At 56.7% G+C, this 25,753-nt stretch carries 23 protein-coding genes; 11 read left to right on the top strand and 12 right to left on the bottom strand.

The window, feature by feature from the left end; genetic code table 11:
• The first annotated feature begins 393 nt into the window (after positions 1-393).
• The 11 genes from ABRZ26_RS08565 (at position 394) to ABRZ26_RS08515 (ending at position 13,502) form a co-directional block, all read left to right on the top strand.
• Positions 394-960, top strand: coding sequence for a YfaZ family outer membrane protein (locus ABRZ26_RS08565; RefSeq protein WP_319603840.1), 567 nt, complete (start codon positions 394-396; stop codon positions 958-960).
• A gap of 1,372 nt (positions 961-2,332) precedes the next feature.
• A complete protein-coding gene (locus ABRZ26_RS08560; RefSeq protein ID WP_319603839.1) occupies positions 2,333-2,686 on the top strand; it encodes a DMT family transporter in 354 nt (117 codons plus the stop codon).
• Positions 2,683-3,012, top strand: a complete 330-nt coding sequence (locus tag ABRZ26_RS08555; protein WP_319603838.1) for a DMT family transporter — start codon at positions 2,683-2,685, stop codon at positions 3,010-3,012. The genes ABRZ26_RS08560 and ABRZ26_RS08555 overlap by 4 nt, the downstream gene beginning before the upstream one ends.
• Positions 3,009-5,393 carry a choline trimethylamine-lyase gene (gene cutC / locus ABRZ26_RS08550; protein WP_319603837.1) on the top strand — a complete coding sequence of 795 codons (2,385 nt, stop codon included), beginning with the start codon at positions 3,009-3,011 and terminating at the stop codon, positions 5,391-5,393. Before ABRZ26_RS08555 ends, cutC begins: the two co-directional genes overlap by 4 nt.
• Positions 5,356-6,204 carry a glycyl-radical enzyme activating protein gene (locus ABRZ26_RS08545; RefSeq protein ID WP_319603836.1) on the top strand — a complete coding sequence of 283 codons (849 nt, stop codon included), beginning with the start codon at positions 5,356-5,358 and terminating at the stop codon, positions 6,202-6,204. The genes cutC and ABRZ26_RS08545 overlap by 38 nt, the downstream gene beginning before the upstream one ends.
• Before the next feature lie 58 nt (positions 6,205-6,262).
• The gene (locus tag ABRZ26_RS08540; protein WP_319603835.1) at positions 6,263-7,375 is read left to right on the top strand and encodes an efflux RND transporter periplasmic adaptor subunit; all 1,113 of its coding nucleotides are present in this window, start codon (positions 6,263-6,265) and stop codon (positions 7,373-7,375) included.
• 10 nt (positions 7,376-7,385) lie between these two features.
• Positions 7,386-10,523 carry an efflux RND transporter permease subunit gene (locus tag ABRZ26_RS08535; RefSeq protein ID WP_319603834.1) on the top strand — a complete coding sequence of 1,046 codons (3,138 nt, stop codon included), beginning with the start codon at positions 7,386-7,388 and terminating at the stop codon, positions 10,521-10,523.
• Positions 10,510-11,550, top strand: a complete 1,041-nt coding sequence (locus ABRZ26_RS08530) for an AI-2E family transporter (protein WP_319603833.1) — start codon at positions 10,510-10,512, stop codon at positions 11,548-11,550. The genes ABRZ26_RS08535 and ABRZ26_RS08530 overlap by 14 nt, the downstream gene beginning before the upstream one ends.
• Before the next feature lie 132 nt (positions 11,551-11,682).
• Entirely contained in the window at positions 11,683-12,477 is a 795-nt protein-coding gene (locus tag ABRZ26_RS08525; RefSeq protein WP_319603832.1) for a winged helix-turn-helix domain-containing protein, read from the top strand.
• 2 nt (positions 12,478-12,479) lie between these two features.
• Entirely contained in the window at positions 12,480-12,971 is a 492-nt protein-coding gene (locus tag ABRZ26_RS08520) for a FidL-like protein (RefSeq protein WP_319603831.1), read from the top strand.
• 15 nt (positions 12,972-12,986) lie between these two features.
• Positions 12,987-13,502, top strand: coding sequence for a rhodanese family protein (locus tag ABRZ26_RS08515; RefSeq protein ID WP_319603830.1), 516 nt, complete (start codon positions 12,987-12,989; stop codon positions 13,500-13,502).
• Positions 13,503-13,594: 92 nt separating this feature from the next.
• Here ABRZ26_RS08515 and ABRZ26_RS08510 read toward each other — a convergent pair whose 3' ends face one another.
• From ABRZ26_RS08510 to ABRZ26_RS08455, 12 genes are all read right to left on the bottom strand, one after another.
• Positions 13,595-14,737 carry a M24 family metallopeptidase gene (locus tag ABRZ26_RS08510; RefSeq protein WP_319603829.1) on the bottom strand — a complete coding sequence of 381 codons (1,143 nt, stop codon included), beginning with the start codon at positions 14,735-14,737 and terminating at the stop codon, positions 13,595-13,597.
• 34 nt (positions 14,738-14,771) lie between these two features.
• Positions 14,772-15,551 carry an ABC transporter permease gene (locus tag ABRZ26_RS08505; RefSeq protein WP_319603828.1) on the bottom strand — a complete coding sequence of 260 codons (780 nt, stop codon included), beginning with the start codon at positions 15,549-15,551 and terminating at the stop codon, positions 14,772-14,774.
• Positions 15,548-16,399: an ABC transporter permease gene (locus ABRZ26_RS08500; RefSeq protein ID WP_319603827.1), complete on the bottom strand. Its 852-nt coding sequence runs from the start codon at positions 16,397-16,399 to the stop codon at positions 15,548-15,550. Before ABRZ26_RS08500 ends, ABRZ26_RS08505 begins: the two co-directional genes overlap by 4 nt.
• The gene (locus tag ABRZ26_RS08495) at positions 16,396-17,511 is read right to left on the bottom strand and encodes an ABC transporter ATP-binding protein (protein WP_319603826.1); all 1,116 of its coding nucleotides are present in this window, start codon (positions 17,509-17,511) and stop codon (positions 16,396-16,398) included. The genes ABRZ26_RS08500 and ABRZ26_RS08495 overlap by 4 nt, the downstream gene beginning before the upstream one ends.
• Positions 17,511-18,641, bottom strand: coding sequence for an ABC transporter substrate-binding protein (locus ABRZ26_RS08490; RefSeq protein WP_319603825.1), 1,131 nt, complete (start codon positions 18,639-18,641; stop codon positions 17,511-17,513). The genes ABRZ26_RS08495 and ABRZ26_RS08490 overlap by 1 nt, the downstream gene beginning before the upstream one ends.
• 90 nt (positions 18,642-18,731) lie before the next feature.
• A complete protein-coding gene (locus tag ABRZ26_RS08485; protein WP_319603824.1) occupies positions 18,732-19,598 on the bottom strand; it encodes a MurR/RpiR family transcriptional regulator in 867 nt (288 codons plus the stop codon).
• Between the two features lie 488 nt (positions 19,599-20,086).
• On the bottom strand, positions 20,087-21,151 hold the full coding sequence (gene cobT, locus ABRZ26_RS08480) for a nicotinate-nucleotide--dimethylbenzimidazole phosphoribosyltransferase (protein WP_319603823.1): 1,065 nt from the start codon (positions 21,149-21,151) through the stop codon (positions 20,087-20,089).
• Positions 21,152-21,169: 18 nt separating this feature from the next.
• Positions 21,170-21,775 (bottom strand): adenosylcobalamin/alpha-ribazole phosphatase, encoded by a 606-nt coding sequence (locus ABRZ26_RS08475; protein ID WP_319603822.1) that lies wholly within the window; start codon positions 21,773-21,775, stop codon positions 21,170-21,172.
• Between the two features lie 20 nt (positions 21,776-21,795).
• Positions 21,796-22,542 (bottom strand): adenosylcobinamide-GDP ribazoletransferase, encoded by a 747-nt coding sequence (gene cobS / locus ABRZ26_RS08470; RefSeq protein WP_319603821.1) that lies wholly within the window; start codon positions 22,540-22,542, stop codon positions 21,796-21,798.
• Positions 22,539-23,084, bottom strand: coding sequence for a bifunctional adenosylcobinamide kinase/adenosylcobinamide-phosphate guanylyltransferase (cobU, locus tag ABRZ26_RS08465; RefSeq protein WP_319603820.1), 546 nt, complete (start codon positions 23,082-23,084; stop codon positions 22,539-22,541). Before cobU ends, cobS begins: the two co-directional genes overlap by 4 nt.
• A gap of 325 nt (positions 23,085-23,409) precedes the next feature.
• Positions 23,410-24,936, bottom strand: a complete 1,527-nt coding sequence (locus tag ABRZ26_RS08460; RefSeq protein ID WP_319603819.1) for a cobyric acid synthase — start codon at positions 24,934-24,936, stop codon at positions 23,410-23,412.
• Positions 24,933-25,748, bottom strand: coding sequence for an ATP-binding cassette domain-containing protein (locus ABRZ26_RS08455; RefSeq protein ID WP_319603818.1), 816 nt, complete (start codon positions 25,746-25,748; stop codon positions 24,933-24,935). Before ABRZ26_RS08455 ends, ABRZ26_RS08460 begins: the two co-directional genes overlap by 4 nt.
• Between the last annotated feature and the right edge of the window lie 5 nt (positions 25,749-25,753).

The raw sequence follows: 25,753 nt of genomic DNA, 5'->3' as shown, positions 1-25,753 counted from the left end.
GCTTTTCTGCCGTTCGATCTCATCGATTCAAATTCTCTGACCATACGAAAAATGGTTACCTAAGCTTAAGTCATCGGCACATGCGGCAATAAGTTTATCTGAATAAAGGCCGTGGCGGTAAGCGGTTCCATTCCTTATCTTTTCCGATCCGATGATCAATCCTTTTTCAGCCCATGCTCTCATCTCGTCCGCCCGCGCGCAGGTCGCTCATTCACACATAAAACAGAATCTAAATATAAATATGAAAACATTATCGGAATAAAAAACTAAGTATTCTGTTTTTTCATAATTAAATTGTGGATGGCGGCGTCAGTGGTGTTTCATATGCCTCAACGAAACACACCGGGTTTCACGGTGGTTTCATCAATCCTCAGATTAAAAAGGTAAATGAAAATGCGTACGACAGTAAAAAATATCACCACGGTTATCGGTCTCTCTCTGGCGACGATGATGAGTATCCCGGCAGTACAGGCAATGGAAGGCGGCATCGATGTCGGTAAGAACTTTACCGATGTCAACGTCGGTCTGGGACAGCACACCGCCGGCCTGTATATCAACGGCGGCTGGGTTAAGAATAATGAAAGGGGTCATGAAGTGGCCGGCGCGGAAACCGGCATCAACATGCCTGTCGGCCCGGCGCTGGTCAATCTGGGCATTCAGGCCAATTACATTAAAGGCTCTACCGGCAGCGGCGAAGGCGTAGTTTTCCCGGTCGGCGCCGGCCTGCAATTGCCGGTTAATGACGCGGTCGGATTTTACGCCAGCGCCTATACCGCTCCCCGGCAATTGAGCAACAGCGCCAAAAATTACCTGGACGTGGATTCCGGTTTGAGCTGGGCGCCGGTGCAACCGCTGACGCTGAAAGCCGGTTATCGCTATATCGGTATGGACGGTAAAAACGCGCGCCCCAACCAGCGTCTGATCGAAGGCCCATATGTCGGCGGCGCGCTGAGTTTCTAAAGGCGCGGCTAATTAACGCAATCCGGGAAATAACGCTCCCCCAGTCATTTCGGCGCAGGTAGGAATCAGTCAATGACTATTTACCGTTTCAGTGGGAGATCCCCGCCTACTGCCGCGGGGATGACGGGTACTCTTCTGTGTCATTCCCGCGCAGGCGGGAATCAGTCAATGACTATTCACGGTTTCAGCGGGAGATCCCCGCCTACTGCCGCGGGGATGACGGGAGATATTCGGGAATGTCTTTCCCCTCAGTCATTCCCGCGCAGGCGGGAATCAGTCAATGACTATTCACGGTTTCAGTGGGCGATCCCCGCCTACTGCCGCGGGGATGACGGGTACTCTTCTGTGTCATTCCCGCGCAGGCGGGAATCAATCAATGACTATTCACGGTTTCAGCAGGAGATCCCCGCCTACTGCCGCGGGGATGACGGGTACTCTTCTGTGTCATTCCCGCGCAGGCGGGAATCAGTCAATGACTATTTACCGTTTCAGCGGGCGATCCCCGCCTATTGCCGCGGGGATGACGAGGAGATATTCGGGAATGACTTTCCCCTCAGTCATTCCCGCGCAGTCGGGGAATCAGTCAATGACTATTTACCGTTTCAGCGGGCGATCCCCGCCTACTGCCGCGGGGATGACAGGTACTCTTCTGTGTCGTTCTCGCGCAGGCGGGAATCAGTCAATGACTATTTACCGTTTCAGTGGGAGATCCCCGCCTACTGCCGCGGGGATGACGGGAGATATTCGGGAATGACTTTCCCCTCAGTCATTCCCGCGCAGGCGGGAATCAGTCAATGACTATTCACGGTTTCAGTGGGCGATCCCCGCCTACTGCCGCGGGGATGACGAGGAGATATTCGGGAATGACTTTCCCCTCAGTCATTCCCGCGCAGGAGGGAATCAGTCAATGACTATTCACGGTTTCAGCGGGCGATCCCCGCCTGTTGCCGCGGGGATGACGGGAGATGTTCGGGAATGACTTTCCCCTCAGTCATTCCCGCGCAGGCGGGAATCAGTCAATGACTATTTACCGTTTCAGCAGGAGATCCCCGCCTACTGCCGCGGGGATGACGGGGAGATATTCGGGAATGACTTTCCCCTCAGTCATTCCCGCGCAGGCGGGAATCAGTCAATGACTATTCACGGTTTCAGCGGGAGATCCCCGCCTACTGCCGCGGGGATGACGGGAGATATTCGGGAATGACGAGGAGATATTTGGAGATGACGGGGAAATATTCGGGGATAACGAAGAGATATTCCCAAGGATAGCAGCCAAATTATTCGTGGAAATATCCTCAATAACGTCATAAACGAGTTTTTAAATAATCCAATGCGCTCGAGCGAGCGCTTTATTTTAAATCAGGACGTCACAATGAGTCGTAGTAAATGTTTTTTCTGGCTATTTATCGCGGTCATTACCGAGATATTCGCCACGACCATGCTTATTTTATCCGATGGCATTAGTCAGGCGATCCCCGCGGTATTTGCGACCATCGGTTATGCCGTTTCTTATTATACCCTGACGCTGGCGCTGCAAAGAATCCCGATGGGGCTGGCTTATGCCATCTGGTCCGGCATTGGTATTCTGGCGACAAACTTTATCGGCAGGTTTTTATTTAATCAAACGCTACAGAGCGGATCAATTATCGGCATGTGGTTAATTATTATCGGCGTGCTGATTATTAATTTACTGTCCAATACAGAAACACAGGCGGAAAGAATATGACGACCTTTCTTATGTCCACCTTCTGGCTATTTATCGCGGTACTGCTGGAAGTCACCGGTACCAGTCTGCTGTTAAAAACCCGGAATTTCAGCAAAGCGATTCCGTCATTATTCGCCGTGGGATCTTATCTTTTGTGTTTCTACGCGCTGGCCCAGGCGATGTCGCTGATGTCTCCCGGATTGGCTTACGCGTTGTGGTGCGGCCTGGGCATTATATTTATTGCCTTTGCCGGGTTTATTTTTTATCAGCAGAAGCCGGACAAATTCGGCGTAATCGGCCTTGGTTTTATTGTCGCCGGTTGCATAACAATGGGAGTATTCCAATGAATAATAAAGAAGCGTTATCCGTACGAATTAATGCGCTGCGCCATCGCTATTTACAGGCCAAACCCTTTATCTCTATTTCACGCGCCAGGGCCGTCACGGAAATTTATCAGCGCTATCCCGGCATGGCGGCCATTCAACTGCGCGCGCTGGCCTTTCGCCGCGCCTGTCAGCTTGCGCCGCTGGTAATAGAAGACGGCGAGTTGATTATCAGCCATCCCGCCGGTCGGGCGCGCGGCGGTGAGATTTCACCGGAAATCGCCTGGCGCTGGGTGGCGGACGAATTGGACACCATGGCCGCCCGCGCCCAGGATCCCTACTTCATCAGCGATGCCGATAAACGCGAGCTGCGCGAGCATATCCTGCCATTCTGGCAAGGTCGTTCCCTGGATGAGATGGCGGAAACGCAGTTGCGTCAGGCCGGGCTGTGGGCCTGGAGCCATGACGAAAATATCTGCGATTTAACCATCAAAACCCAGAACGGCGGCGGCGATACCTGTCCCGGCTATGACAATATCCTGCTCGTCCAGGGCATGGGCGGCGTGCGGGAACAGGCGCGCCGGTCGCTGCTCGCCCTGAGCGGCATTTCCGATGAGGAAATGGAAAAACGGTGCTTCTATCAGGCGGTGATCGACACCTGCGACGGCGTGGTTGAATACGCGCACCGTTATGCCGCCTATGCGCAACAGCTTGCCGAAGGGCAGACCGACCCGGCGCGCAAGGCGGAGTTGGAACAGTTGGCGGCAATCTGCCTGCGCGTGCCGGAACAACCGCCGCGCAACTTCCATGAAGCGCTGCAATCCATATGGTTCGTTCAATCTCTGTTTATTCTGGAAGAGAACCAGACCGGCATCTCGCTCGGACGAGCCGATCAATATCTCTGGCCTTATCTGGAAGCCGACCTGGCGAATGGAACCCTGACGGAAGCGCAGGCCGAAGAGCTGATCTGCTGCTGGCTGATCAAAATGTCGGAATGCATGTGGGTGTGCAGCGCCGATACCGCCATGTATTTTGCCGGCTACCAGCCTTTTATCAATCTGGTGGTCGGCGGCCAGAAACGCGAAGGCGGCGACGCCACCAACCCGCTCTCTCTGCTGTTTATGGAGTGCTCGCGCAAGCTGAAACTGTATCAGCCGGGGCTGGCGGTGCGGATCCATAACCGCACGCCGCAGCATTTCATGCGCAAGGTGGTGGAGGTGATCCGCGCCGGAATGGGTTTTCCCGCCTGTCACTTCGACGACGCCCATATCAAGATGATGCTGCGTAAAGGTTTCGATTATGAAGATGCCCGCGATTACTGCCTGATGGGCTGCGTGGAACCGCAAAAGTCAGGCAAAATCTATCAGTGGACCTCCGTCGGTTACACGACGTTTACCGCCGCCATTGAGCTGGCGATGAATAACGGCAAGCGCGCCAGCGGCACGCAGGTCGGCCCCGCCACCGGCGATATCCGTACCCTGACGGACTATGAGGGTTTCGAACTGGCGGTCAAAACCCAGTTGCGCCACATTATCCGCCAGGCGGCGCACGCCTCGCTTATGGTGCAGAAACTGCACCGCGCCCACACGCCGAAACCGCTGATCTCCTGCCTGATTGAAGGCTGCGTCGCCTCCGGGCGCGATGTGATGCACGGCGGCGCCGAGATCAATAACGGGCCGGGTCTGATCTGGACCGGCATGGCGGATTTCGCCAACTCGATGATGGTGATGCGTGAACTGGTCTATCGTCAGGGCAAAGTCACGGCGGCGGAAATGGCGCAGGCGCTGCGGCATAACTTCCGCGACCATGCGGAACTGCGCGACCAGTGCCTGAATATTGCCAAATTCGGCAACGATATCGAAGAAGTCGACCTGATCGCCCGCGATCTGATCCGCTTCACCGAATATGAACATCGTCAGTATCGCATGCTGTACGGCCCTTTCACCCACGGCACGCTCTCCATTTCCAACAATACCCCGTTCGGCCTGATTACCGGCGCCTTGCCCAGCGGTCGACTGGCCGGACAACCGTTGGCCGACGGCATCAGCCCGTCCCAGCAGTCGGATATCGCCGGGCCGACGGCGATCGTCAATTCCATCGCCCGTATCAATGTCGAAGAGATGGAAATCGGGATGGTGCATAACTTCAAACTGATGTACGGCATGCTGGATACGCCGGAGGGCGAACAGGGGATCATTAACCTGCTGCGATCCGCCAGCCTGCTGGGGAATGCGCAGATGCAGTTCAGCTATGTGGATAACGCTACCCTGCTGAAAGCCCAGCAAAACCCGGACGCCTACCGCAACCTGATGATTCGGGTCGCCGGTTATAGCGCATTTTTTGTCGAACTCAGCCGTGAGGTACAGGATGAAATTATCAGCCGCACCCTGCTGCGTCACTTCTGATCTGCGGCGCTGCCGCGGCCGGGTATTCAATATCCAGCGCTTTTCTCTGCATGACGGGCCGGGCATCCGCACGGTGGTGTTTTTGCAAGGCTGTCCGATGCAATGCGCCTGGTGCGCCAACCCGGAGGGGATTTCACCCCATAGCGAGCTCCTGTTCGCCGGCGACTCGGCGCCGCGCCGGGTCGGCGAGATTTACACCGTCGAACAGGTTCGCCGACAAGTCATGGCCGACGAAGTCCACTATCGGGTCTCCGGCGGCGGGGTCACGCTCAGCGGCGGAGAAATGGCGCTTCAGCCGGCATTCGCCCGCGCGCTGCTGGCCACGCTCCGGGAAGAAGGCGTTCACACCGCCGTGGAAACCTCCGGTTTTGCCCCCTGGTCATCGCTGACGCGAGCCTGTGAATACAGTCAACTGATCATGTATGACCTGAAGCTGGCGGATGACGGCATGCATCTGCGTTATACCGGCGTCAGCAACCGGCCTATTTTGCGTAATCTGCAACGGCTGCTGGCCGGGGATATTCCGGTACGAATCCGTATACCGGTCATCCCGCAGGTCAATGACGGGCCGCAACAGGCGGAACAAATGATGGCGCTCATTCATTCACTCAGCCGCCATAGCCGCTGCTTTACCGGCATCGATTTGCTGCCTTATCACCGCTTCGGCCTGAATAAATATGCGCTGTTGGGCAAGCCTTATCGCTATGGCGAAATGCATCCCGACCCCGGCCCCGCCGACACCCGGACGTTGCAGGCCGCGGCGGAACGCTATGGTTTGACCACGAACACGCTATCGCACTGTATTGCCTGAACCCCAGACAACCGTCGGCGGCGATCTCCGCCGGCCTCCTATTTCGACCAGGTTGCACATGATGAAAGAGACCTTTAACCACAGAATCCCCGCGCGGGGCCTGTTGCTTGTCGCCGCGCTGCTGTCCGGCTCCGCGCTGGCTATCGTCAGACCGACGGTGACCACTGCCGACGTCATAACCCGGCATCAGGAAGCGGATCGCACTTATCTGGGCCGCCTTGAGTCCATACGCTCCGCCGATGTCGTCTCGCGGGTGGAGGGCATTATCGCCCGGCGTCATTTCCACGACGGCGACTGGGTCGAGGCGGGTCAACTGTTGTTCGAAATTGATCCGGCGCAGCAGCAGGCCGCCGTTGCGCGAGCCAAAGCCGCCGTCGCCAGCGCCGACGCCGGCGCCAATAACGCCCGACAGCATTTGGCGCGTCTCAGCCGGCTTACAGTCAGCCGCGCGGTGAGTCAGGCGGACAAGGACGCGGCCAAAGCCGACTGGCAGATGGCCCAGGCGGCGCTGGCGCAGGCTCAGGCCGAATTGAGCACGCAGCGGATCTTTCTTGGCTATACCCGCATTACCGCCCCCTTCTGCGGGCGTATCAGTCATAGCCCCTACCATGCGGGAACCCTGGTCGGGCCGGCGAGCGGCACGCTGGCGACAGTCACGCAGCTTGATCCGCTGCGGGTGGTCATTGCCGTCAACGAACCGGACTATCTGCGCCGCCTGGCAAAAACCGATATCCACGGCGCGCGGGAATTCGCCCCGCTGTCGCTTCAGTTGCTGCTGAGCGACGGCACCCGCTATCCCTACGGCGGCGTCTTTGACGCCATCGATAACCACATTGATCCGCAGACCGGTACCGTCGCACTGCGTCTGCGATTCGCCAATCCGCAGGAAAAATTGCTGCCGGGCGGCGTGGTCAATGTCGTCCTGCATACCGCGGCGTCGCAGGCGCCGATGATACCGGCCGCCGCGCTACGACAGGACAATCAGGGTTACTTTGTACTGGCGGTGGACGAGCAGGAGCGGGCCGTCGCGCGGCGCATCACGATCGGCGCCCTGTCCGGAGGATATTACCCGGTGACCTCCGGTCTGGAAGACGGCCAGCGGGTCATCATTTCTGATGTTCAGCACATCCGCCCGGGCGGGCCGGTGATGGCGACGGCAGCCAGCCGATAAGGAAAGCACCGTGTTACATTTTTTCATCAGAAGACCCAAGTTCGCGATGGTTATCGCGCTGATCACGGCGCTATGCGGATTGCTGGCGCTACGGCTGATTGCGATGGAACAGTTCCCTGACATCACGCCGCCGGTGATCGGCGTCAGCGCCTTTTATCCGGGCGCCAGCGCCAATGACGTCACGCAGGCGGTCGCCGGCCCGATTGAGCGGCAGCTCAATGGCGTCAGCCATATGCTGTATATGGAATCGAACAGCAGCAACAATGGCCGCTATCAGTTGAACATTACCTTCGCCAGCGGTACCGACCCGGATATGGCGATGGTGGACGTGCAGAACCGGCTCTCTCAGGTCGGCGCGCAGCTACCGCCGGAGGTGAACAGTCAGGGGGTGACCGTGCATAAACGCGCCACCAACATCCTTATGGGGATCAGCATCGTCTCGCCCGCGAATACCTTTGATAACCTCTACCTGAGCAATTTTGCCCGTCAGCGCCTGATCGACGTGTTGGCTCGCATTGACGGCGTGGGCGACGTGGAGATGTTGGGCGCGCGCGATTACAGCATGCGCATCTGGTTGGATCCCCAGCGAATGGAAGCGCTGCACATCAGCAGCGACGAATTGATCGCCGCGCTGAAACAGCAAAATGTGCAGGCGGCGGCGGGCCAGATAGGCTCGTCCCCGGCGCCCGCGACCCAGCGGCAGACGCTGACGCTGAGCGGACAAGGCCGGCTGGCCACGCCGGAAGCGTTCTCGCGGATCATTCTGCGCAGTAATGCTCAGGGCGGCATGGTACGGCTGGGGGACGTCGCCGCTATTGAGCTTGGCGCGGAAAACTATCAAATTAATGCGACCGTCAACAACACCCCCGGCGTGCTGCTGATGGTTTATCCGGCGCCGGGGGCCAATGCGCTGAATCTGGTACGGGCCATTAATCAGGAGATGGCGCGTTTGGCCGTCGATTTCCCTGACGATATCCGCTATCAGGTGAAATTCGATGCCAGCGAGTCGGTGCGAACCTCGTTGCAGGAGATTTTGTTTTCACTGGCGCTGACGCTGCTGATCGTGCTGGCCGTGGTCTATCTGTTTATGCAAAGCCTGCGCGCCACCCTGATTGTGGCGCTGACCATTCCGGTGTCGCTGCTGGGGACGGTCGCCGTGCTTTATCTGACCGGCTATACCCTGAACATGCTCAGCCTGTTCGCGATGATTCTGGCGCTGAATATTGTGGTCGACGATGCCATCGTGGTGGTGGAAAACGTCGAACGGCTGATGAGCGAAACCGAGGGGAAAAGCGCGCTTCAGGCCACGCGCGAAGCGGTCGGCCAAATCGCCGGGCCGGTTATTACCACCACGCTGGTGCTGCTGGCGGTATTCGCCCCGGTCGCCATGTTGCCCGGCATTACCGGCGAGCTGTACCGCCAGTTCGCCGTCACGCTGTCCACCGCCATGGTGCTCTCCAGCATCAACGCCCTGACCTTGACGCCCGCGCTATCGGCGATGCTGCTGCGCGCCCGTCCGGCGACATCGTCGGGGATGCTGGCCGGATTCAATCGCCTGCTCGACGCGACCCGGGAAGGCTACGTGAAAACGAGCGGCGCCATCAATCGCTATGGCGCGACGACCCTGCTGGTTATCGTCGGCGCCGTTGCCCTCATCTGGCTGAGTTACCGTCAGCTTCCCACCACCTTTCTGCCGCAGGAAGATCAGGGTTACCTGTTCGTCAACGTGCAACTGCCGGATGGCGCCTCGCTGGCGCGCACCCAGGATGTGCTGGAGCAGATGTATCAGCGGCTGTCCGACAACCCGGCCATTGAGGATATCATCAAGATCGCCGGGTTCAGCCTGATGAGCGGCGGCAATTCCGCCAACACCGGATTCGCCATCATCATGCTGACCCCCTGGGAAACGCGCCCCGCTGTCGATCGGCTGTTGCCGGCGATCCAGCAGCAGCTGACGACGATCCCCTCGGCGATGTTGATGGCTGTCGCCCCGCCGCCCATCAGCGGTCTGGGGAATGCCGCCGGCTTCGATCTGCAACTTCAGGCCTTTGCGGGACAGTCGCCGCAGGAACTGGCCCGCATCAGTCACGCCGTGATTATGGCCGCCAATCAACGGCCCGAACTGCAACGCGTGTTTACCACCTTCAGCGCCGCCGCGCCGGAATATACCCTGGCCATCGATCGTGAGCGCGCCGCGTTGTTGCAGGTGCCGGTCGACCGCCTGTTCGCCACGCTTCAGACGGCATTCGGCGGCTCTCTGGCCGGGGATTTTACCCACGGCGGCCGTTTATTCCGGGTACAAGTACAAAATGAGATGAACTACCGGCAGCGCAGCGAACAGATCCATCGGCTATCGGTGCGCAGCGACAGCGGCGCGCTGGTGAATCTCAGCCAGTTGGTCTCGCTGCAACCGTCGCTCGGCGCCCCCTTTCTGACCCGGTACAATCTCTTCCCGTCGGTGGCGATCGCCGGTTCGGGCGCGGAAGGCGTTCGCTCGGGACAGGCGATGCAGGCAATGGAACACGTTCTGTCGCAACATTTGCCGTCCGGTTATGGCTTCAACTGGAGCGGATTATCGCTACAGGAACAGCAGACCGGCGGCCAAATCGTCTATCTCGTTCTGGCGGCGCTGGTATTCGCCTATCTGTTTCTGGTCGCGCAATATGAAAGCTGGAGTATACCGGCAGCGGTGCTGCTCTCCGTCGTTTTTGCGCTGGCCGGCGCCATGACGGGGCTTCGGCTGGCTGGTTTGTCCAACGATATCTATGCGCAAATCGGCCTGATGCTGCTGATCGGCCTGGCCGCCAAGAACGCCATTCTGATGGTGGAGTTGTCGCTCAACCTGCGCGCTCAGGGATACAGTCTGCGGCAGGCCGCGCTTCAGGGCGCCCGGCAGCGGTTTCGCGCGGTTATCATGACCGCCGTCTCATTCATCATCGGCGTTGTGCCGCTCATGCTGGCAAGCGGCGCCAGCGCGTTGAGCCGCCAGGTCATCGGCGTCACGCTCTTCGCCGGCATGCTGGCCGCCACCAGCGTCGGCATACTGTTTATCCCGGCCTTATACCTGCACATCCAACGTCTGCGGGAGCGTTGCCGGCAACGACCGGCTTGCCCGCCGGTAAATGGAGGCCGGCATGAACATCACTAAACAACCTGGCGATGTGGTATTGAAAGGCCTGCTGATGCTGACTTGTCTGGTGATTGTGGTAATCGGTATTCGTCTGGCTGCGCCGATTATCGTGCTGCTGTTATTAGCGTTATTTCTGGTCATCGTCCTTGAGCCGCCGATCGCGATGATGTCGCGGCTGGGCGTACCGCGCCTGGCGGCCGTTGCGCTGCTGAGCGGCGGTCTGTTGCTGACCCTGCTGCTCACGCTGACGAAAATCATCAATACGCTGCCGGAACTTCAACTGATGATTACCCAGATGCGGGGATTGCTGGCGAACCATCTCATCGCCGGACTGGCGCCGCTGACGCGGGCGGGACTGACGCTCAGCCCCGATCAAATCATGACGGTACTCAATCCCGGCAAAATTCTGGGCATCGTGACCCGCGCCGTCGGTCGGATATCAGAGATCCTGTCGGCCATACTGGTGGTATTCCTGCTGGTGATATTTCTGCTGTGCGAAATGCCTGCGCTGGTCGCCGCAAGCCGGCGCCGGCTGCGGGATTCGCCAACCGCCATTGAGGCTATTCGTCAGGGCATCGCCTGCGTCACCCAGTATCTGGCGCTGAAGACGCTGATTAGCCTGCTGTGCGGTCTGGCGGTGTGGGCCGCCCTGCTGCTGCTGAAGGTCAAATTTGCCTTCATTTGGGGCGTACTGGCGTTTCTGCTGAATTTTATTCCGATTATTGGTTCGGTGCTTGCCGCTATCCCGCCCGTGATTCAGGCGTTTCTGTTTAACGGCATCGGCGCCGGTTCGCTGGCGTTGCTGGCGTATCTGCTCATCAATCTGATCGTGGGATGCCTGCTGGATCCCTATCTAATCGGGCGCAAACTCAATTTGCCCACCAGCGCGGTGATCGTATCCTTGCTGGTATGGGAAGGGATGCTGGGAATGACGGGCGTTTTGCTGGCGGTGCCGCTAACCCTGTCCGTCAAACTGGCGCTGGCGCAGATAAACGGCGGCGGCCAGCGGAACGCGGCCCCGATATCGGAGGGGGCGCGGCGATAAGATCCTTGCGGCGGCCTCGACGGGACGGGATCGGGCAATCCAGCCGCCGTACAGGGATAAACTAGGCACTAAATCAATCTCTCTATATAATCATCGTTACGTGGCGAATCGTCTCTTTTAACAGGTAACTTGATGATTTATATCATAGCGGAGGAGATCAGATTCAACCCTGATGATGGTACGCTGGGCAACCATCAACATGATGATTTCATTAAACTCAGCATCCCCGCCTGTCGTTTGCTGGAACAACTGCTGGTCTCCGGCGGGGAAACGCTGGGCCGCGAATATTTGCTGACCGAGGTATGGGATAAATACGGCCTGCGCGGCACCAACAGCAATCTTAACCAATATATCAGCATATTGCGTCGCGCCCTGGCCGGCTATGGCTGCGACAACCTGATTATTACCATGCCGAAAATCGGCTTTCGTCTCAATACCGATATACCGCTACAGCGCGTTGATTCCCCGCCACCCCGGCCCGCAGAGCAATCATTGCCCGCCGGACCATCGCCGGCCGCAGAGGAAGCGCCGCCGCCGCAGAAAGCCGGTAATCAGCAAAAGAAAACCTGGTTTCTGATTTTGCTTATTGGTTTCAGCATACTGATACTGGGATTATTGCTGCTTCAGTTCAGCAATACCCTGCAAGGGCGTGAGATTGAACCGGTTAACGCGACGTTTCAGGAGAACTGTCATGTCACCTATCTCAAAAATACGGACAGCAAAGATCGGGAAGCCATTAACCGGCAGATCGTAAAAATTCTGCATGACAACCAATTACAATGCGATAAAAACCGCAGAATTATTTTCGATAATTATACGTCTTACTCCACGCAAAGTTATGGACGCACCCTGTTGTCGTTTTGCCAACTGGGGATAAAACAAGAAATTATCTCCTGCGATAATTTTTACTATTACGACTGGAAATAACGTTGAAAAGATTCAGAGTCCATATCGCCGTCGCCGTGGGGCTGCTGTTGCTGCTGGTTACGCTGTTTATCGTGATTTCTTCTCACCAGCAAATCGCCTGGCCGTTTAAATGTTCGGCGTTTACCCGCTATAATTTGAATCAGGACGGGCAGAATCTGGAGTTCTTTCTGGCGCAAGACCTGCGTTTTCAGAACAATGACTCAGGCTATCTGTTACTGAACGGCCGCGCGGTCGATCGGGGGAAAACCACGGTTCTCAATCGCACTATCTATCTAAAGCAGGGCGGAAGAATAGATAGCGATACCTTCCGTTATGCTATTAGCCGGATCGTCCCCTCGCCTACGGATAATACCCCGGACGCAGTGTTCAATCAGTTACTTGCGGAGTTTACCTCCGACAGTACGCGGCTACAGCTGGACACCATTCACATTCAGGACAAGGCTTACCTGATAGGCGGCCCCATTTCCTACCTTTTCACCTGCACGGCCTACTGAATCGAGGGAATCAACATGTCTATCAAGATTATCCAGCCGCAGCACGCACAGCAGTTGCTCGAAAACGGCGCGCAATTGATCGACATTCGCGCCGCTGACGAATATGCGCGCGAACATATCGCCCAGGCGCAAAATATTCCCCTGACCGCGCTTTCATCAGCGCCGCCGCTCGCCGACGCCGGCAAGGGCGTGATCTTCCACTGCCAGTCCGGTCGCCGCACGGAACTGAATATCGATAAGCTCGCCGCCAGCGTGCAGGGCGAGGCGTACATTCTGGAGCGCGGATTATCCGGCTGGAAACAGGCGGGATTCTCTACCATCGTGGATGCCTCGCAGCCCCTCGAACTTAACCGTCAGGTACAGATTGCGGTCGGGTCCATCGCGCTGCTGGGCGCCATCCTCGGCGCCACGGTATCGCCGTGGTTCCACATTCTGTCAGGGTTCGTCGGCGCGGGACTGATCTTCGCCGGCATATCGGGTTTCTGCGGTATGGCCCACCTGCTGATGAAAATGCCCTGGAACAGGAGATGAAACCAGCGGCAATACCGCCGGGCGGAGCCGTATGTATTCCCGGAGGCGAACAAACGAGGCGAATGCCGCTCCGGGCGACGGGAAAAACCGACTTAGTCGGCGACAAACAACCGACGCGGCGTCTGACTCAGGCGGGCATGCCCCTGCTCAGTAATGGCAATGGTTTCGCTGAAGGCGATGCCGTTCGCATAAATGTACATATGAAAGACCATGCCGGGTTTTAAACGCCACTCCGCATTCGGTAAAAACACCCGGCTGAAGTCGCTGGTATTCGGCGAAATGCGCGGGTAATAACCCAGGGTATAGCCGGTGATGCTGACATAATCTTCCCGCAGTCCGGCAGCCAGCACCGCGTTACGCGCCACGGCATCGACATCCCTGGCGACGGCGCCGGGCCGCATCGCGGCAAACTGGGCGTCCTGAATGGCAATCAGTTGATCGGCCGTATCTTGCTGCCGAGCGTTGGCTTGCCCAATCACAATAGGGCGCATAATCCGCGCGCTGTAGCCTCGTTTGAAAGAGACGATCTCCGTGTGCAGGATATCCCCGGACGCCAACGGACGATCGTGCAAATTCCCATGAAGAAAACTGTTGCCGACGCCAAGCGTAATAATGCCGCAGCGGTTTGAATCCAGTCCGTTGCTCATCAATACCTGATGAACGACGGTCGCCGCTTCACGCTCGGTTTTTCCTACGCCGGTATCGGCTAAAACCGCAGAAAACGCCAAATCATTCACCCTCGCCGCCTCGGCGATATAGTCAATTTCCCGCGGCGTTTTGCAATCCCGCAACTTGATCAGCACCCCGGAAAAATCGCGCAAAGGATGTGCGGGGAAACGGGCTTGCAGACGATTAAAGCGACTTAACGTCATACAGTACGAATCGAAATCCACGCCTATCTTGCGCTTATCCCAGCCGCGCTCGACGATGGTGTCGATAAGCACTTCGAGGGGGTCTTGCCAGTCAGCAAAAGTGACGGTGTCCGTTACCCAGCTATTCTCGTGAAAGGTATGCGCATCCATCGCGCGAAAGACCATCACCGGATCGCCGTCCAACGGCAATAAACAAGCCCGATACATATTTTCGGAAATGCCGAATCCGGTCAGATAATACAGAAACTCGGTCTGATCGATCACCAGCAGGCCGATATCTTTCTCTCGCATGTAAGCGCGGATATTTTCCGCTCGCTGGTGATATTCCTCTGGCGTAAAGCCGAGTTCTTGCTGATTATTCATGTTATTTATCCCTGTAATAAAATTTACAATATCGCTATCGTTGTTTTGTTATTAAATTAGCTGTTAGTAACGTTACAATGGTGATCAAAATCAATAATGCGCTCACCGCCGCAATAGTCGGATCGAGTTGAAACTGCACGTTATTCCATATTTGTACCGAGAGCATTTGTGTTTCATTGTCCGCCATAAACATCGCAATCAGCAACTCATCAAAAGAACTGAGAAACGCGAAGAGCGCGGCGGAAACCATCCCTGGCGCCGCCAGCGGAAACGTAATCCGCCGAAACACGGTGAAATTGCCGGCGCCCAGGCTCATCGCCGAATATTCCAGTTGGCTGTCGATACCCTGCAAGGTCGATGAAATAATGATCGTCGCCACCGGCAAGGCAATCACCGCATGACCGATAATAATCGCGCTGGCGCTGTTGAAAATATCGGCGGCGGAAAAGAAAAAGAACAAGGCGAGCGCCGATATAATATTCGGCACAATCAATGGCAGTAAGACCAGCACATAAATAATTTTCTTCCCGGCAAACCGGTAGCGAACCAATGCGATGGCCAACAACAGGCTGAAGATCATCGCCAACAGCGTTGATATAACGGAAATGCGAAAACTCAACCACAGCGAGCTCAGCCATTCCGCGCTGGTCAGCACTTTTTCCATCCAGCGCAGAGAAAATCCGGGCGGGGGGAAGGTTAAATAAGCTGACTGACTAAATGCCAGCGGAAAAATAATAAGGATCGGCAATGCCAGAAATAACAGCACCAGTATCGCCATAGTCAGCGAAAATAGTCCCGGTTTGATGGTATTCATCGTTTGGCCTCAAACAGCTGTTCCAATCCAACCAGCCGCTGATAGAACCAGAACAGCACCAGCGTACAGACCAGCAATACCGTGGATAGCGCGGAACCGAAGCCCCAGTCGAAATAAGTTTCTATCTGGCTTTCAATCACCATCGAAATCATGGTCTGCTGCGGGCCGCCCATCAGCGCAGGCGTAATGAAAAAGCCCAGCGAGAGAATGAACACCAGCAATCCGCCCGCCGCGATGCCCGGCAACGACAGCGGCACAATGATGCGCCAGAAAGCGCGGGTGCGTGACGCGCCCAGGCTTTGCGCCGCATTCAGCAAACCGAGGTCGATCCCGCGCATCACGCTATAGAGCGCCAGGATCATATAAGGCAGCAGGATATAGGTCATACCGATCAGTACGCCCGTCGAGGTGTACATCAGTTTTAGCGGCTCGGTGATTAAACCGACGGCAAGCAACAACTGGTTGACTACGCCTTGCGCCCCCAGCAGCACCATCCAGGCGTAGGTACGCACCAGTACGCTGGTAAAATAGGGGATAACCACCAGAATCAGCAAAATATTCGCCGTACGAGGTTGCAAGCGCGCCAGCACCCAGGCCAACGGATAGCCCAGCAGCAGGGTGCTTAAGGTCACCCAAAAGGAGATTCGCAGGGTGATCCACAACACGTTAATCCACACCGGCTCCTGTACGATGCGCAGATAGTGCCGCCAGGTAAAATCCGGGCTATAGAGGCTGAACCCCAACATTTTTATCAACGGATAGATAAAAAATATCAGCAGCGCCAGCAACGACGGGGCTAATAACAGCCAGGGTTTCCAGTTACGCCGGGCCGGCGACGTCGGGCTCATTCCGCCTCCCCGGCAATAAACCACAGGCTTTCCGGCTGCCAGCCGAGAGAAACGGCGATGCCAGGGGCGATGGCCTTTTGCAGATCGATGTTCTGCGCCTGAACCAGTAGATCCGTGCCGTCGCCAAGCCGCACGCTCACCTTTACCGTATGGCCCAGATACAACACCTCGCTGATAACCGCGTTTACCGCCAGTTGACCGGCGCTCGCCAGGCGAATTTTCTCCGGCCGCAATACCGCGAAAACCCGTTGCCCGTTAGCCAACTGTCCGATGCCCGGCCCGCTTACCCGCTCGCCGCTATCCAGCCTGACGTCATAGCCCGTCGAATGAACCGCCTCAATATGCCCGCCGATAAAATTGGATTGTCCGATAAATTCGGCAACCCAGCGATTGGCGGGTTTTTCGTATAAGGATTGCGGCGAGTCGATTTGCGCAATACGGCCATCCTGCATCACCGCGATACGATCGGAAAGCGTCAGCGCCTCCTCCTGATCGTGGGTGACAAACAGCACGGTCGAACCGCTCGACTGATGCAGGCGTTTGAGTTCCAACTGCATATGTTCGCGCAGTTTTTTATCCAACGCCCCCAGCGGCTCATCCATCAACAGCGCCTGAGGTTCGAATATCAACGCCCGCGCCAGGGCAATTCGCTGTTGCTGACCGCCGGATAATTCACGCGGCAGCCGATGGCCCTTGTCGGCCAACTGCACCATATCCAGCGCATCCGCCACCTTTTGCCTGATAAGGCTCTGCGACGCGCCGCGCATTTCCAGCGGAAACGCCAGATTGCGGAAAACGGAAAGATGGGGAAAGAGAGAGTAATTCTGAAATACCACGCCCAGATTACGTTTAGCCGGCGGAAAATCCGTCACGTCCTGGCCGCCGAGCAGGATCCGCCCCGTGGTTGGCGTAGTAAAACCGCCGACCATCATCAGCGTGGTGGTTTTTCCCGACCCGCTGGCCCCCAGTAAAGTAACGAATTCGCCCGGCTCGACGACCAGATGCAGATTATCCACCGCGGCGGTCTGACCAAAGCGTCGGGTTAACCCTTGCAGACGAAGTTCCGTTCCCGCGGTTGGACGGGAACGGAACGGCTGGTTAGCAATCCCCATTAAGCCTGACCTAAGATCCACGGCTGCCAGATTTTACCGATCTCTTCCAGATGATCCGACCACCACTGCGCATCCTGTATAAAGGTGTTTGGAAAGTACGCCGGGTTGGAAGGCAGTTTTGCCAGATCTTCCGGACGCACGAAATCAAAGGCTTTTTTATTGGTCGGGCCATAGGCGATATACTGAGTCAGCTTGGCCTGCACTTCCGGCTGCAAGGCGAAGTCGATAAGCAACTGGGCATTTTCAGGGTTCGGCGCGCTTTTCAACACGCTCCAGTATTGCACCTGCTGTCTTGCCTGATTCCACTCTATCGCCAGCGGCGCGCCCTGATCGATCAGCACCTGAGCACGACCATTCCACAGCGCGCCAAGCACCGCATCTTTACGCTCCAGCAACTGCGCGGAAACCGCGCCGGTATCCCACCATTTTGTAACATGCGGTTTGATTTTATTTAGCGAGGAAAAAGCCCGGTCGATATCAACAGGGTAAATATCCGACATCGCCACGCCGTCAGCCAGCACGGCGAATTCCAGATCTGCCGCGCCTGAACGCAAATCCGCCAGCGTGCGCGGGCCGGGAAAACGCTTCACGTCCCAAAATTCCGCCCAGTTTTTAGGGTGTGATTCAGCGCTAAAAACATCCGTATTGTAAACCAGCACGGTTGCAAACAGGAGGTTGCCGACCATATTAGGATGACGGAATTCAGCGGCGATATCGTCAGGATTGCAATATTTCATCGCGGCGTAATTAATCGGCGCCAACGCTCCCGCTTTCTCAAGGTTGAGCTGAGCAAGCGTGCCGATATCCACAACGTCCAGACTTACCTGACCGGCCTTTATCATGGCCTGAATTTGTGCGGAGGTGGAAGGTTTTACCTTGACGCTAATCCCCGTTGCCGCGGTAAAAGGTTTATAGACGGCGATATCCATGGCGTCCTGATAAGCGCCGCCCAATCCTCTGACAATCACTTCCGGACTGCCTTTAGCAAAGACTGAAGGGGCGGAAAAAGCACCGAATGCCATGCCGGCACCGATGATGGACGTTTGTTTGATTAAACGACGGCGAGAGGTATCTATCGCTTCCCCTGTTGAAATAACAGGGGAGTCGATATCTCCTTTTTTATCACTCATACTCATTTTCCTTTGATGTAAGTTACGGAAAGAAATCTCCTTCTCTGGTGTTTGTTATAAACGATAAATTAATTATTTTTTAGATTTATATTAATATTTCCCTGGTGTTGGCTTTTTCCAATGACCCAGCAGTTTCCAGGCGTCATCAGATTGTTCCAATCTTTTCTTTACTGCATCTTCATCACACATCACCACTTGCGAAATAAGCCAATCGACAACGGTCATCGTGCTCATTTTCGACCACCAAACCAGTGGCGAACTGCTGCGAAGAATATAAATGACTTCATTTGATTCACGGGCTAACGGTGATGTGATTCGATCGGTCACCGCCACGACATGCGCCCCACGCTCACGCGCCAGATGCATCATATCGATGGTATATGGAATATAGCGTTCATACCCAATGCCGATAAACACATCATGTTCATTCACTTGCTGAATACGATCGGCCACGTCGCCGCAACCGATATTAAAAACGTCCGACTTACCCAAAATATGGTTAAGGTGCATCGCCAAATACGCCGCCATCGGGTAGGTATTGCCATGCGCGGTAACCCAAACTTTTCGAGCAGCGACAATACGCTCGGCAACACGTAAGATGACGCCATCGGTATTTAACTCGAGCGTCTGGTTTATCAGCGTATGCGCATTATCAAAAACCTGTTTTTGTAATTCTTCATCGTCCGTTGGCAACTGCGCCCGATGTAATACGCCGCCGGCTCCCGTTCGCTCAATCAGCGCTTCGCCCAAATCCTCTCGCAGATGGGTATAACCCCGGAAGCCTAATGCGCGGGCAAAGCGGACAATCGCGGCATCGCTCACATTTATTGCATCGGCTAACTGCTTGGCCGTCATAAACGCCACTCGCTCCTTATTCCTTTCGATATAACGTGCAATAAGCTGCTGTGCAGGAGTAAGTTTAGAAAAGCGTTCATCAACCAATGCTGAAAAATTCATATAACATCCCGAATGACTCAGTCACTACAGTAAAGTGCAAACATGTTGTGTTTGCAACAATAAAATTAATTTTTTTGGGAAAAATCCACAAAACACAAATAAATCATAAGGATACATTTTAATTAAATACGCATTACCATAAAAGATAATAATTCATCGGCTTGAATATATAAATAGCACGTTAATAATTTCATTTGAATGATAGTAGTTAATTCATTGACATGTGAAATAGATAATATATTTAATTATTACCTACTGACTCATTTATACAATAACGTATTTAACAGGATAGAACAGATATGAAGTTTTCCATAATTTTGTGAAAAAAACCGGAGAAATAAACGCGTTATCGATCAGAATGCCCGCCGGGGCTTAGGTTGGCCCCGGACCGGGATCATGTCGCTGACTACATATGAGCGCGATGCGCACCGCCGGCAACGGAATATTCATTCCATTCCTGAGCCTCGCGGCAAAAAAATTACGGAAAATTATGAGGGCAGCATGATATTGCTATCGGACAATAGCCCCATATTGTTATGCATCGCGCAGGCCGCGTCGATCAAAGGCATGGCCATCGCCGCCCCGCTGCCTTCGCCAAGCCGCATGCCTAATTGCAAATAAGGCTCCATTTGTAGATGCTGCAACGCAATCAGCGCGCCCTTTTCCGCCGAAAAATGGGAGGGAATCAGGTAATCCCGCACCTGCGGCGCAATACGGCAAGCCGCCAGCGCAGACGCATAGGAAAGAAAACCGTCCAGCACCACGGGCAATCCGGCGGCCGCGGCCCCCAGCATCACGCCCGCCATCCCGACCAGATCAAAACCGCCGACCTTAGCCAACACATCAATGCCGTCATGCGCATTAGGTTGGTTCACGGTAATCGCCTGACGCACCACCGCCACTTTATGATGCAGTCGCTCGCTGGGGAAATTAGCGCCGATGCCGACCACCTGATTGGGATCATGATCGGTCAGCACGCTGATCATCGCCGCCGCGGGCGTGGTATTCGCCATACCCAGCTCGCCGACGCCAAAGACGCGAACGCCCCCTGCGGCCTGCTGTCTGGTCAAGCGCGCGCAGGCAAGCAGCAAATCCTCCGCCTGCCGGTAGGTCATCGCCGCTTCACGAGCGATATTGCCGCTGCCGCGCCGCACTTTCATATTCAGCACGCCGGGCAGCGGCTCGCTGTCGATGCCGACATCCACTACGTTCACCTCTGCGCCCGCGTTGGCCGCCAGTACACAGACGCCGGTAATGCCCCTGACCATATTCGCAGTCTGAATGGCCGTTACCGCGCGCGGGGAAATCGCCACCCCTTCCTCATAGACGCCATGATCGGCGGCCATCACGATGATCTGTTTGCGCGCCGCCTGAAGTCCGGAAAGCCCGCGCATACCCGCAAGCTGGATGGCCAACTGCTCCAGCCGTCCCAGACTGCCCAGCGGTTTCAGCAGGCCGTCCAGCCGGTCGGCGGCGCGCCGCATAGCGTCTTTGTCCAGCGGCACGATGGCGTCGACCAGCGATGAAAGCGTGGATGATGGTTCTGTTTGCATAATATTATTCTCGTTATATCAGGGCTGCCAGGGCGCCCGATTATTCAATGCCCGCAGCGTGGCGAACCCGTCCTGTACGTCCAACACGCTGTATGCGCCTTGCGCAAAATGAAAGTGCCACATCTCGCTCGCCGGCATCGTCAGCAGCGTGGCCAACAGCAGGCTTAATACGCCCTGATGCGCCACGATCAGCTGATTATCCGCGCCATGCTGTTTCCGCAAGGCCTGCGTGATCTGTTCCACGCGGCGAGAAAACTCAGGGAACGACTCTCCGCCGGTCGGACGCGCCGTTTGCCAGTCCGCAATCCAGGCGGCCCAGGCTTCGGCATCCTCATGCTGTAAATCGTGGCGATGGCGCATTTCCCAATCGCCGAAAGCCATCTCGTTGAATGCCCGATCCGCGGCGGCGGCGATAGGATGCTTTTCCAACACGATTTCCGCCGTATGCCGCGCCCGCAACAGCGTACTGCTGACGGCCGAACCAAAGTTCACGTCCGCCAGCCAGCCGGCAACCGACCGGGCCTGAGCAACGCCAGTCGCCGTCAGGCCGACGTCCGTCATACCGCAAAAAACGCCGCTAAGATTGGCCTCGGTCTGACCGTGCCTGACCAGAAATAACCGCATGGTTTATCCTTCTCTTTCCGTCACAACATCGCCAGCAGGAAGACCAGTTCGCCGACCTCTTCCGCAGCGCCCAGCGTATCGCCGGTTTGACCGCCCAACCGACGGCGCAGATACAGCCCCATCAGCCAGATTATAACCAGGGTAATGGCCCATGCCCGCAGCGCGGCCCCCTGTCCCAGCAACCCGGCCAGCAGCGCCCCGCCCGCCAGCGTAATCAGCATCTCAACGCCGCGAACCTGGCCGATATACAGATTTCCCAGCCCTTGTCCTTCGCGAGCGTAACGCTGGCGATACATCAGCAACACAATGGCGCTGCGGCTCACCACCGACGCCGCCGTCAGTACGGCCAGCATCGATGTTCCGCGTAGCGCCAGCTCGCTCACTACCAGCACTTTCGCCACCACGATAAAAATCAGCGCCAGCCCGCCATTGGTGCCGAGGCGGCTGTCGCGCATGATCTCCAGCATTCTTTCCCGTTTACGGGCGGAAAACACGCCGTCGCAGGTATCCGCCAGTCCGTCCAGATGAAACGCGCCGGTAATCAGCGCCAGCGCCAGCACATAGGCCAGCGCCGCCAGCGGCACGCCGCACCAGGGAGAGAGCGCAACGAACGCCAGCCCGGCGATCCCGCCCACGATGAAGCCGATAAAGGGGAAACCGACAATCCCGCGCACGTATTGCTCCATCTCCAGCCCCTGCGTCCAGCGCGCCGGCAGCGGAATTCGAGTCATAAATTGCAACGTGGCGAAAAATAAACGCAGATTCATTTAATTTTAACCTCAATACCCGACACCACCAGATAGACCGACTCGGCGGCGGCGGCCAGACGCTGATTCACGCGTCCGGCGATATCACGAAAATGCCGCGCCAGCCGGTTTTCCGGCACGATGCCCATGCCAAGCTCATTGGTCACCAGATAGATCGGCGCCGCGCTATGGGAGCAGGCGTCGATCAACGCATCAATCTGCGGTTGGATCGCATCTTCAATGGCCGAAAAGTCCATCTGCTCCGGCGGCGTATCGCCGGCCTGCTCAAACAACAGGTTGGCGATCAGGGTCGTGACGCATTCCAGAATAACCGCCTCGTCGGCGGCTATTTTTTCCGCGATCACTGTCCCCAGATCTCGATAGCCTTCCCAGGTACGCCAATGCGCCGGGCGGCTTTCCTGGTGCCGCCGCACGCGCGAAGCCATTTCGTCATCGGTCACCACCGATGTGGCGATATACAGCACCTTCTCGCTGTGCCGCGCCGCCAGCCTCTCCGCCAATGCGCTTTTGCCGCTTCTGGCTCCGCCCGTAATCAATATCACCCGATAAGCTCCTGTTTAATCTTTTTTTCTCCCCGCTTGCGCAGGGGAGGGTTGGGGTGGGGTCAATCGCAGCACAGGTGATGCCTGCCGCTACCCCTTGTCAGTTGTCTCTTAGTCACATTTTATGCGGACTCAGAGGCAGTTTTGTGCGCCACAATGCCGCCATTTCCATGCCACGTCGTAGCACGCGCCCGACGCAGGGGAATAGCCAACTCCCTCCCCTGCAAAGGGGAGGGTTGGGGTGGGGTCAATCGCAGCGCAGGTGATGCCTGCCGCTACCCCCACCCGGCCTCCCCCTTGTCAGGGGGAGGAGCCCCCGTGCAAACTAGCTGCGCGCCGTCGACATAAAGCCATATATCGCGGCGATATCAATATGTTCGCGCATCGCCGCGGCCAGAATATCGAACTGCCGCTGCTTGTGACGGGCATAGTCAAACACCTCGCCGTCAAACGCGGTCAGCCCTTTGCGTTGGCGCAACGTATTCAGCAACGCGCGGGTAAAGCAATCGTTATCAAACAGACCGTGAAGATAGCTGCCGATGACGCTGCCGTCCGCGTTAATCGCCCCATCGTATTGGGTTACCGGCTGGCCGTTACTCTGCGTCAACGTGATAAATGGCGCGGCCTGACTGCCAAGGCGCGATGTACCCATATGGATTTCATACCCGCTGACGGGCTTATCCGACCCGGCGTTCGCCATGCCCGGCAGCATCGGCCGACAGCTTCCGCTGACGCGGGTAGTGACTTTTTCCGATGCGAACTCGGTTTCGATATCCAGCAGCCCCAGACCGTCCATCCGCGCAACGTCCGACTCCACGCCGTCGATAATGCTGCGTCCCAGCATCTGATAGCCGCCGCAGATGCCAATCAGCGGCGTACCGGCCTGATGCCGCGCCCGCAGCGCCCCGGCCAGCCCGCTTTGCCGCAGCCATTGCAAATCGCCCAGCGTATTTTTACTGCCTGGCAGAATAATCAAATCGGCGTCCGTCAGCCCAGCCGGATCGGCGACATAACGCAAACGGACATCCGGTTGCGCCGCCAGCGCGTTGAAATCGGTGAAGTTGGCGATATGCGGCAGGCGCACCACCGCGATATCCAGCGCCTGCTGCGCGTTTCCGGCATATTTGCCGCTTTGCAGCGCAACGCCGTCTTCGTCCTCTAACTCCACATTCAGCCAGGGCATCACGCCGATCACCGGCACGCCGGTCAGCGCTTCGATCTGCGTCAGCCCGGGTTTCAGCAACGCCACGTCGCCGCGGAATTTATTGATGATCACCCCTTTTACCCGCGCTTTTTCCTCCGGCGCCAACAGCGCCAGCGTTCCGTAGATGGCGGCGAACACCCCGCCGCGGTCGATATCGGCCACCAGCAATACCGGACAGTCGGCCTGCGCCGCCATACCCATATTAACGATATCCCGATCGCGTAGATTGATTTCCGCCGGGCTGCCCGCTCCTTCCAGCACTATCACGTCATATTCGGCGGCCAGGCTCTGGTAGACATCGCCGATCTGCTGCTGTAACTGCGGTTTGTACTGGTGGTAGGTCATCGCATCCATATTGCAGAGCGCTTTCCCCATCAAGACCACCTGCGACTTGCGATCGCTGGTCGGCTTAAGCAGCACCGGATTCATCCGCACATCGGGCTCGATGCCCGCCGCTTCGGCCTGAAATATCTGCGCCCGCCCCATCTCTTCGCCCTGCGGCGTAATCCCCGAATTGAGCGCCATATTTTGCGATTTAAACGGCGCGCAGCGGTAGCCGTCCTGAGCGAAAATCCGGCACAGGCCGGCCACGAGAACGCTTTTGCCCACGTCGGACGCCGTTCCCTGCAACATGATGGACAGGCTCATGCGTTTCCTCCCGCGCCGCGCTCGCGCAGCAGCGCAAATAGCTGTTGTTCGGTTTTACACAGCGGCAGCCCCAATTCGCTGTGCAGCTTGACCAGCCAGGGCTGAACCAGCGCGGCCGCCCGCAGCTTTTCGCGTTGCAGGAAAACGTCGGCGCTGACTCCCTCGCTGACCAGCTCGCCGTGCGCCAGCACGTACACGTAGCCGCACACCGCATAGATCAGGTCGATATCGTGGCTGGAGATGATAACCCGTTTCCCCTGCGCCACAATCCGTTCAATAATCGCGATCATCTGCTCGCGTCCGGCGGGATCGAGGCCGGAAGTCGGTTCATCCAGCAGCAGATAAGGCGCTTCCATCACCAGCGCCCCGGCGACGGCGACGCGTTTTTTCTGACCGTGACTCAGATACTGAATCGGCTTATGGCGAAATGCCTGCGCATCCACCAGCGTTAACGCCTGCTCCACCCGTTGGGCGATGAGGGTTTCATCCATACCGAGATTGCGCAGGCTGAAAGCGATATCACTGTCGATATCGGTATAAAAGATCTGTTGTTCCGGATCCTGAAATACCGTGGCGATCCGTTGACGCAAGGCGCGCAACCCCGCTTTGCTGTAATCGATCGGCTGGTTGTCCCACAGCACCGCCCCGCTCTGCGGGCGCAGAATACCGGTCAGGTTCATAAACAGCGTCGACTTGCCGCAACCGTTCGCCCCTATCACCCCGGTGACGGCATGGCGACTGAAATCCAGCGACAGATCGCGCAGTATCGGTTCATCCTGATAGCGAAAATTCAATTGTCGGGTCGTCAGCATAACGG

This window comes from Brenneria sp. L4-2C (genome assembly GCF_040240335.1).
Lineage (GTDB): Bacteria > Pseudomonadota > Gammaproteobacteria > Enterobacterales > Enterobacteriaceae > Brenneria.
The sequence above is the reverse complement of the archived record's forward strand: the minus strand, read 5'-3'. Positions and strand labels throughout refer to the sequence as shown.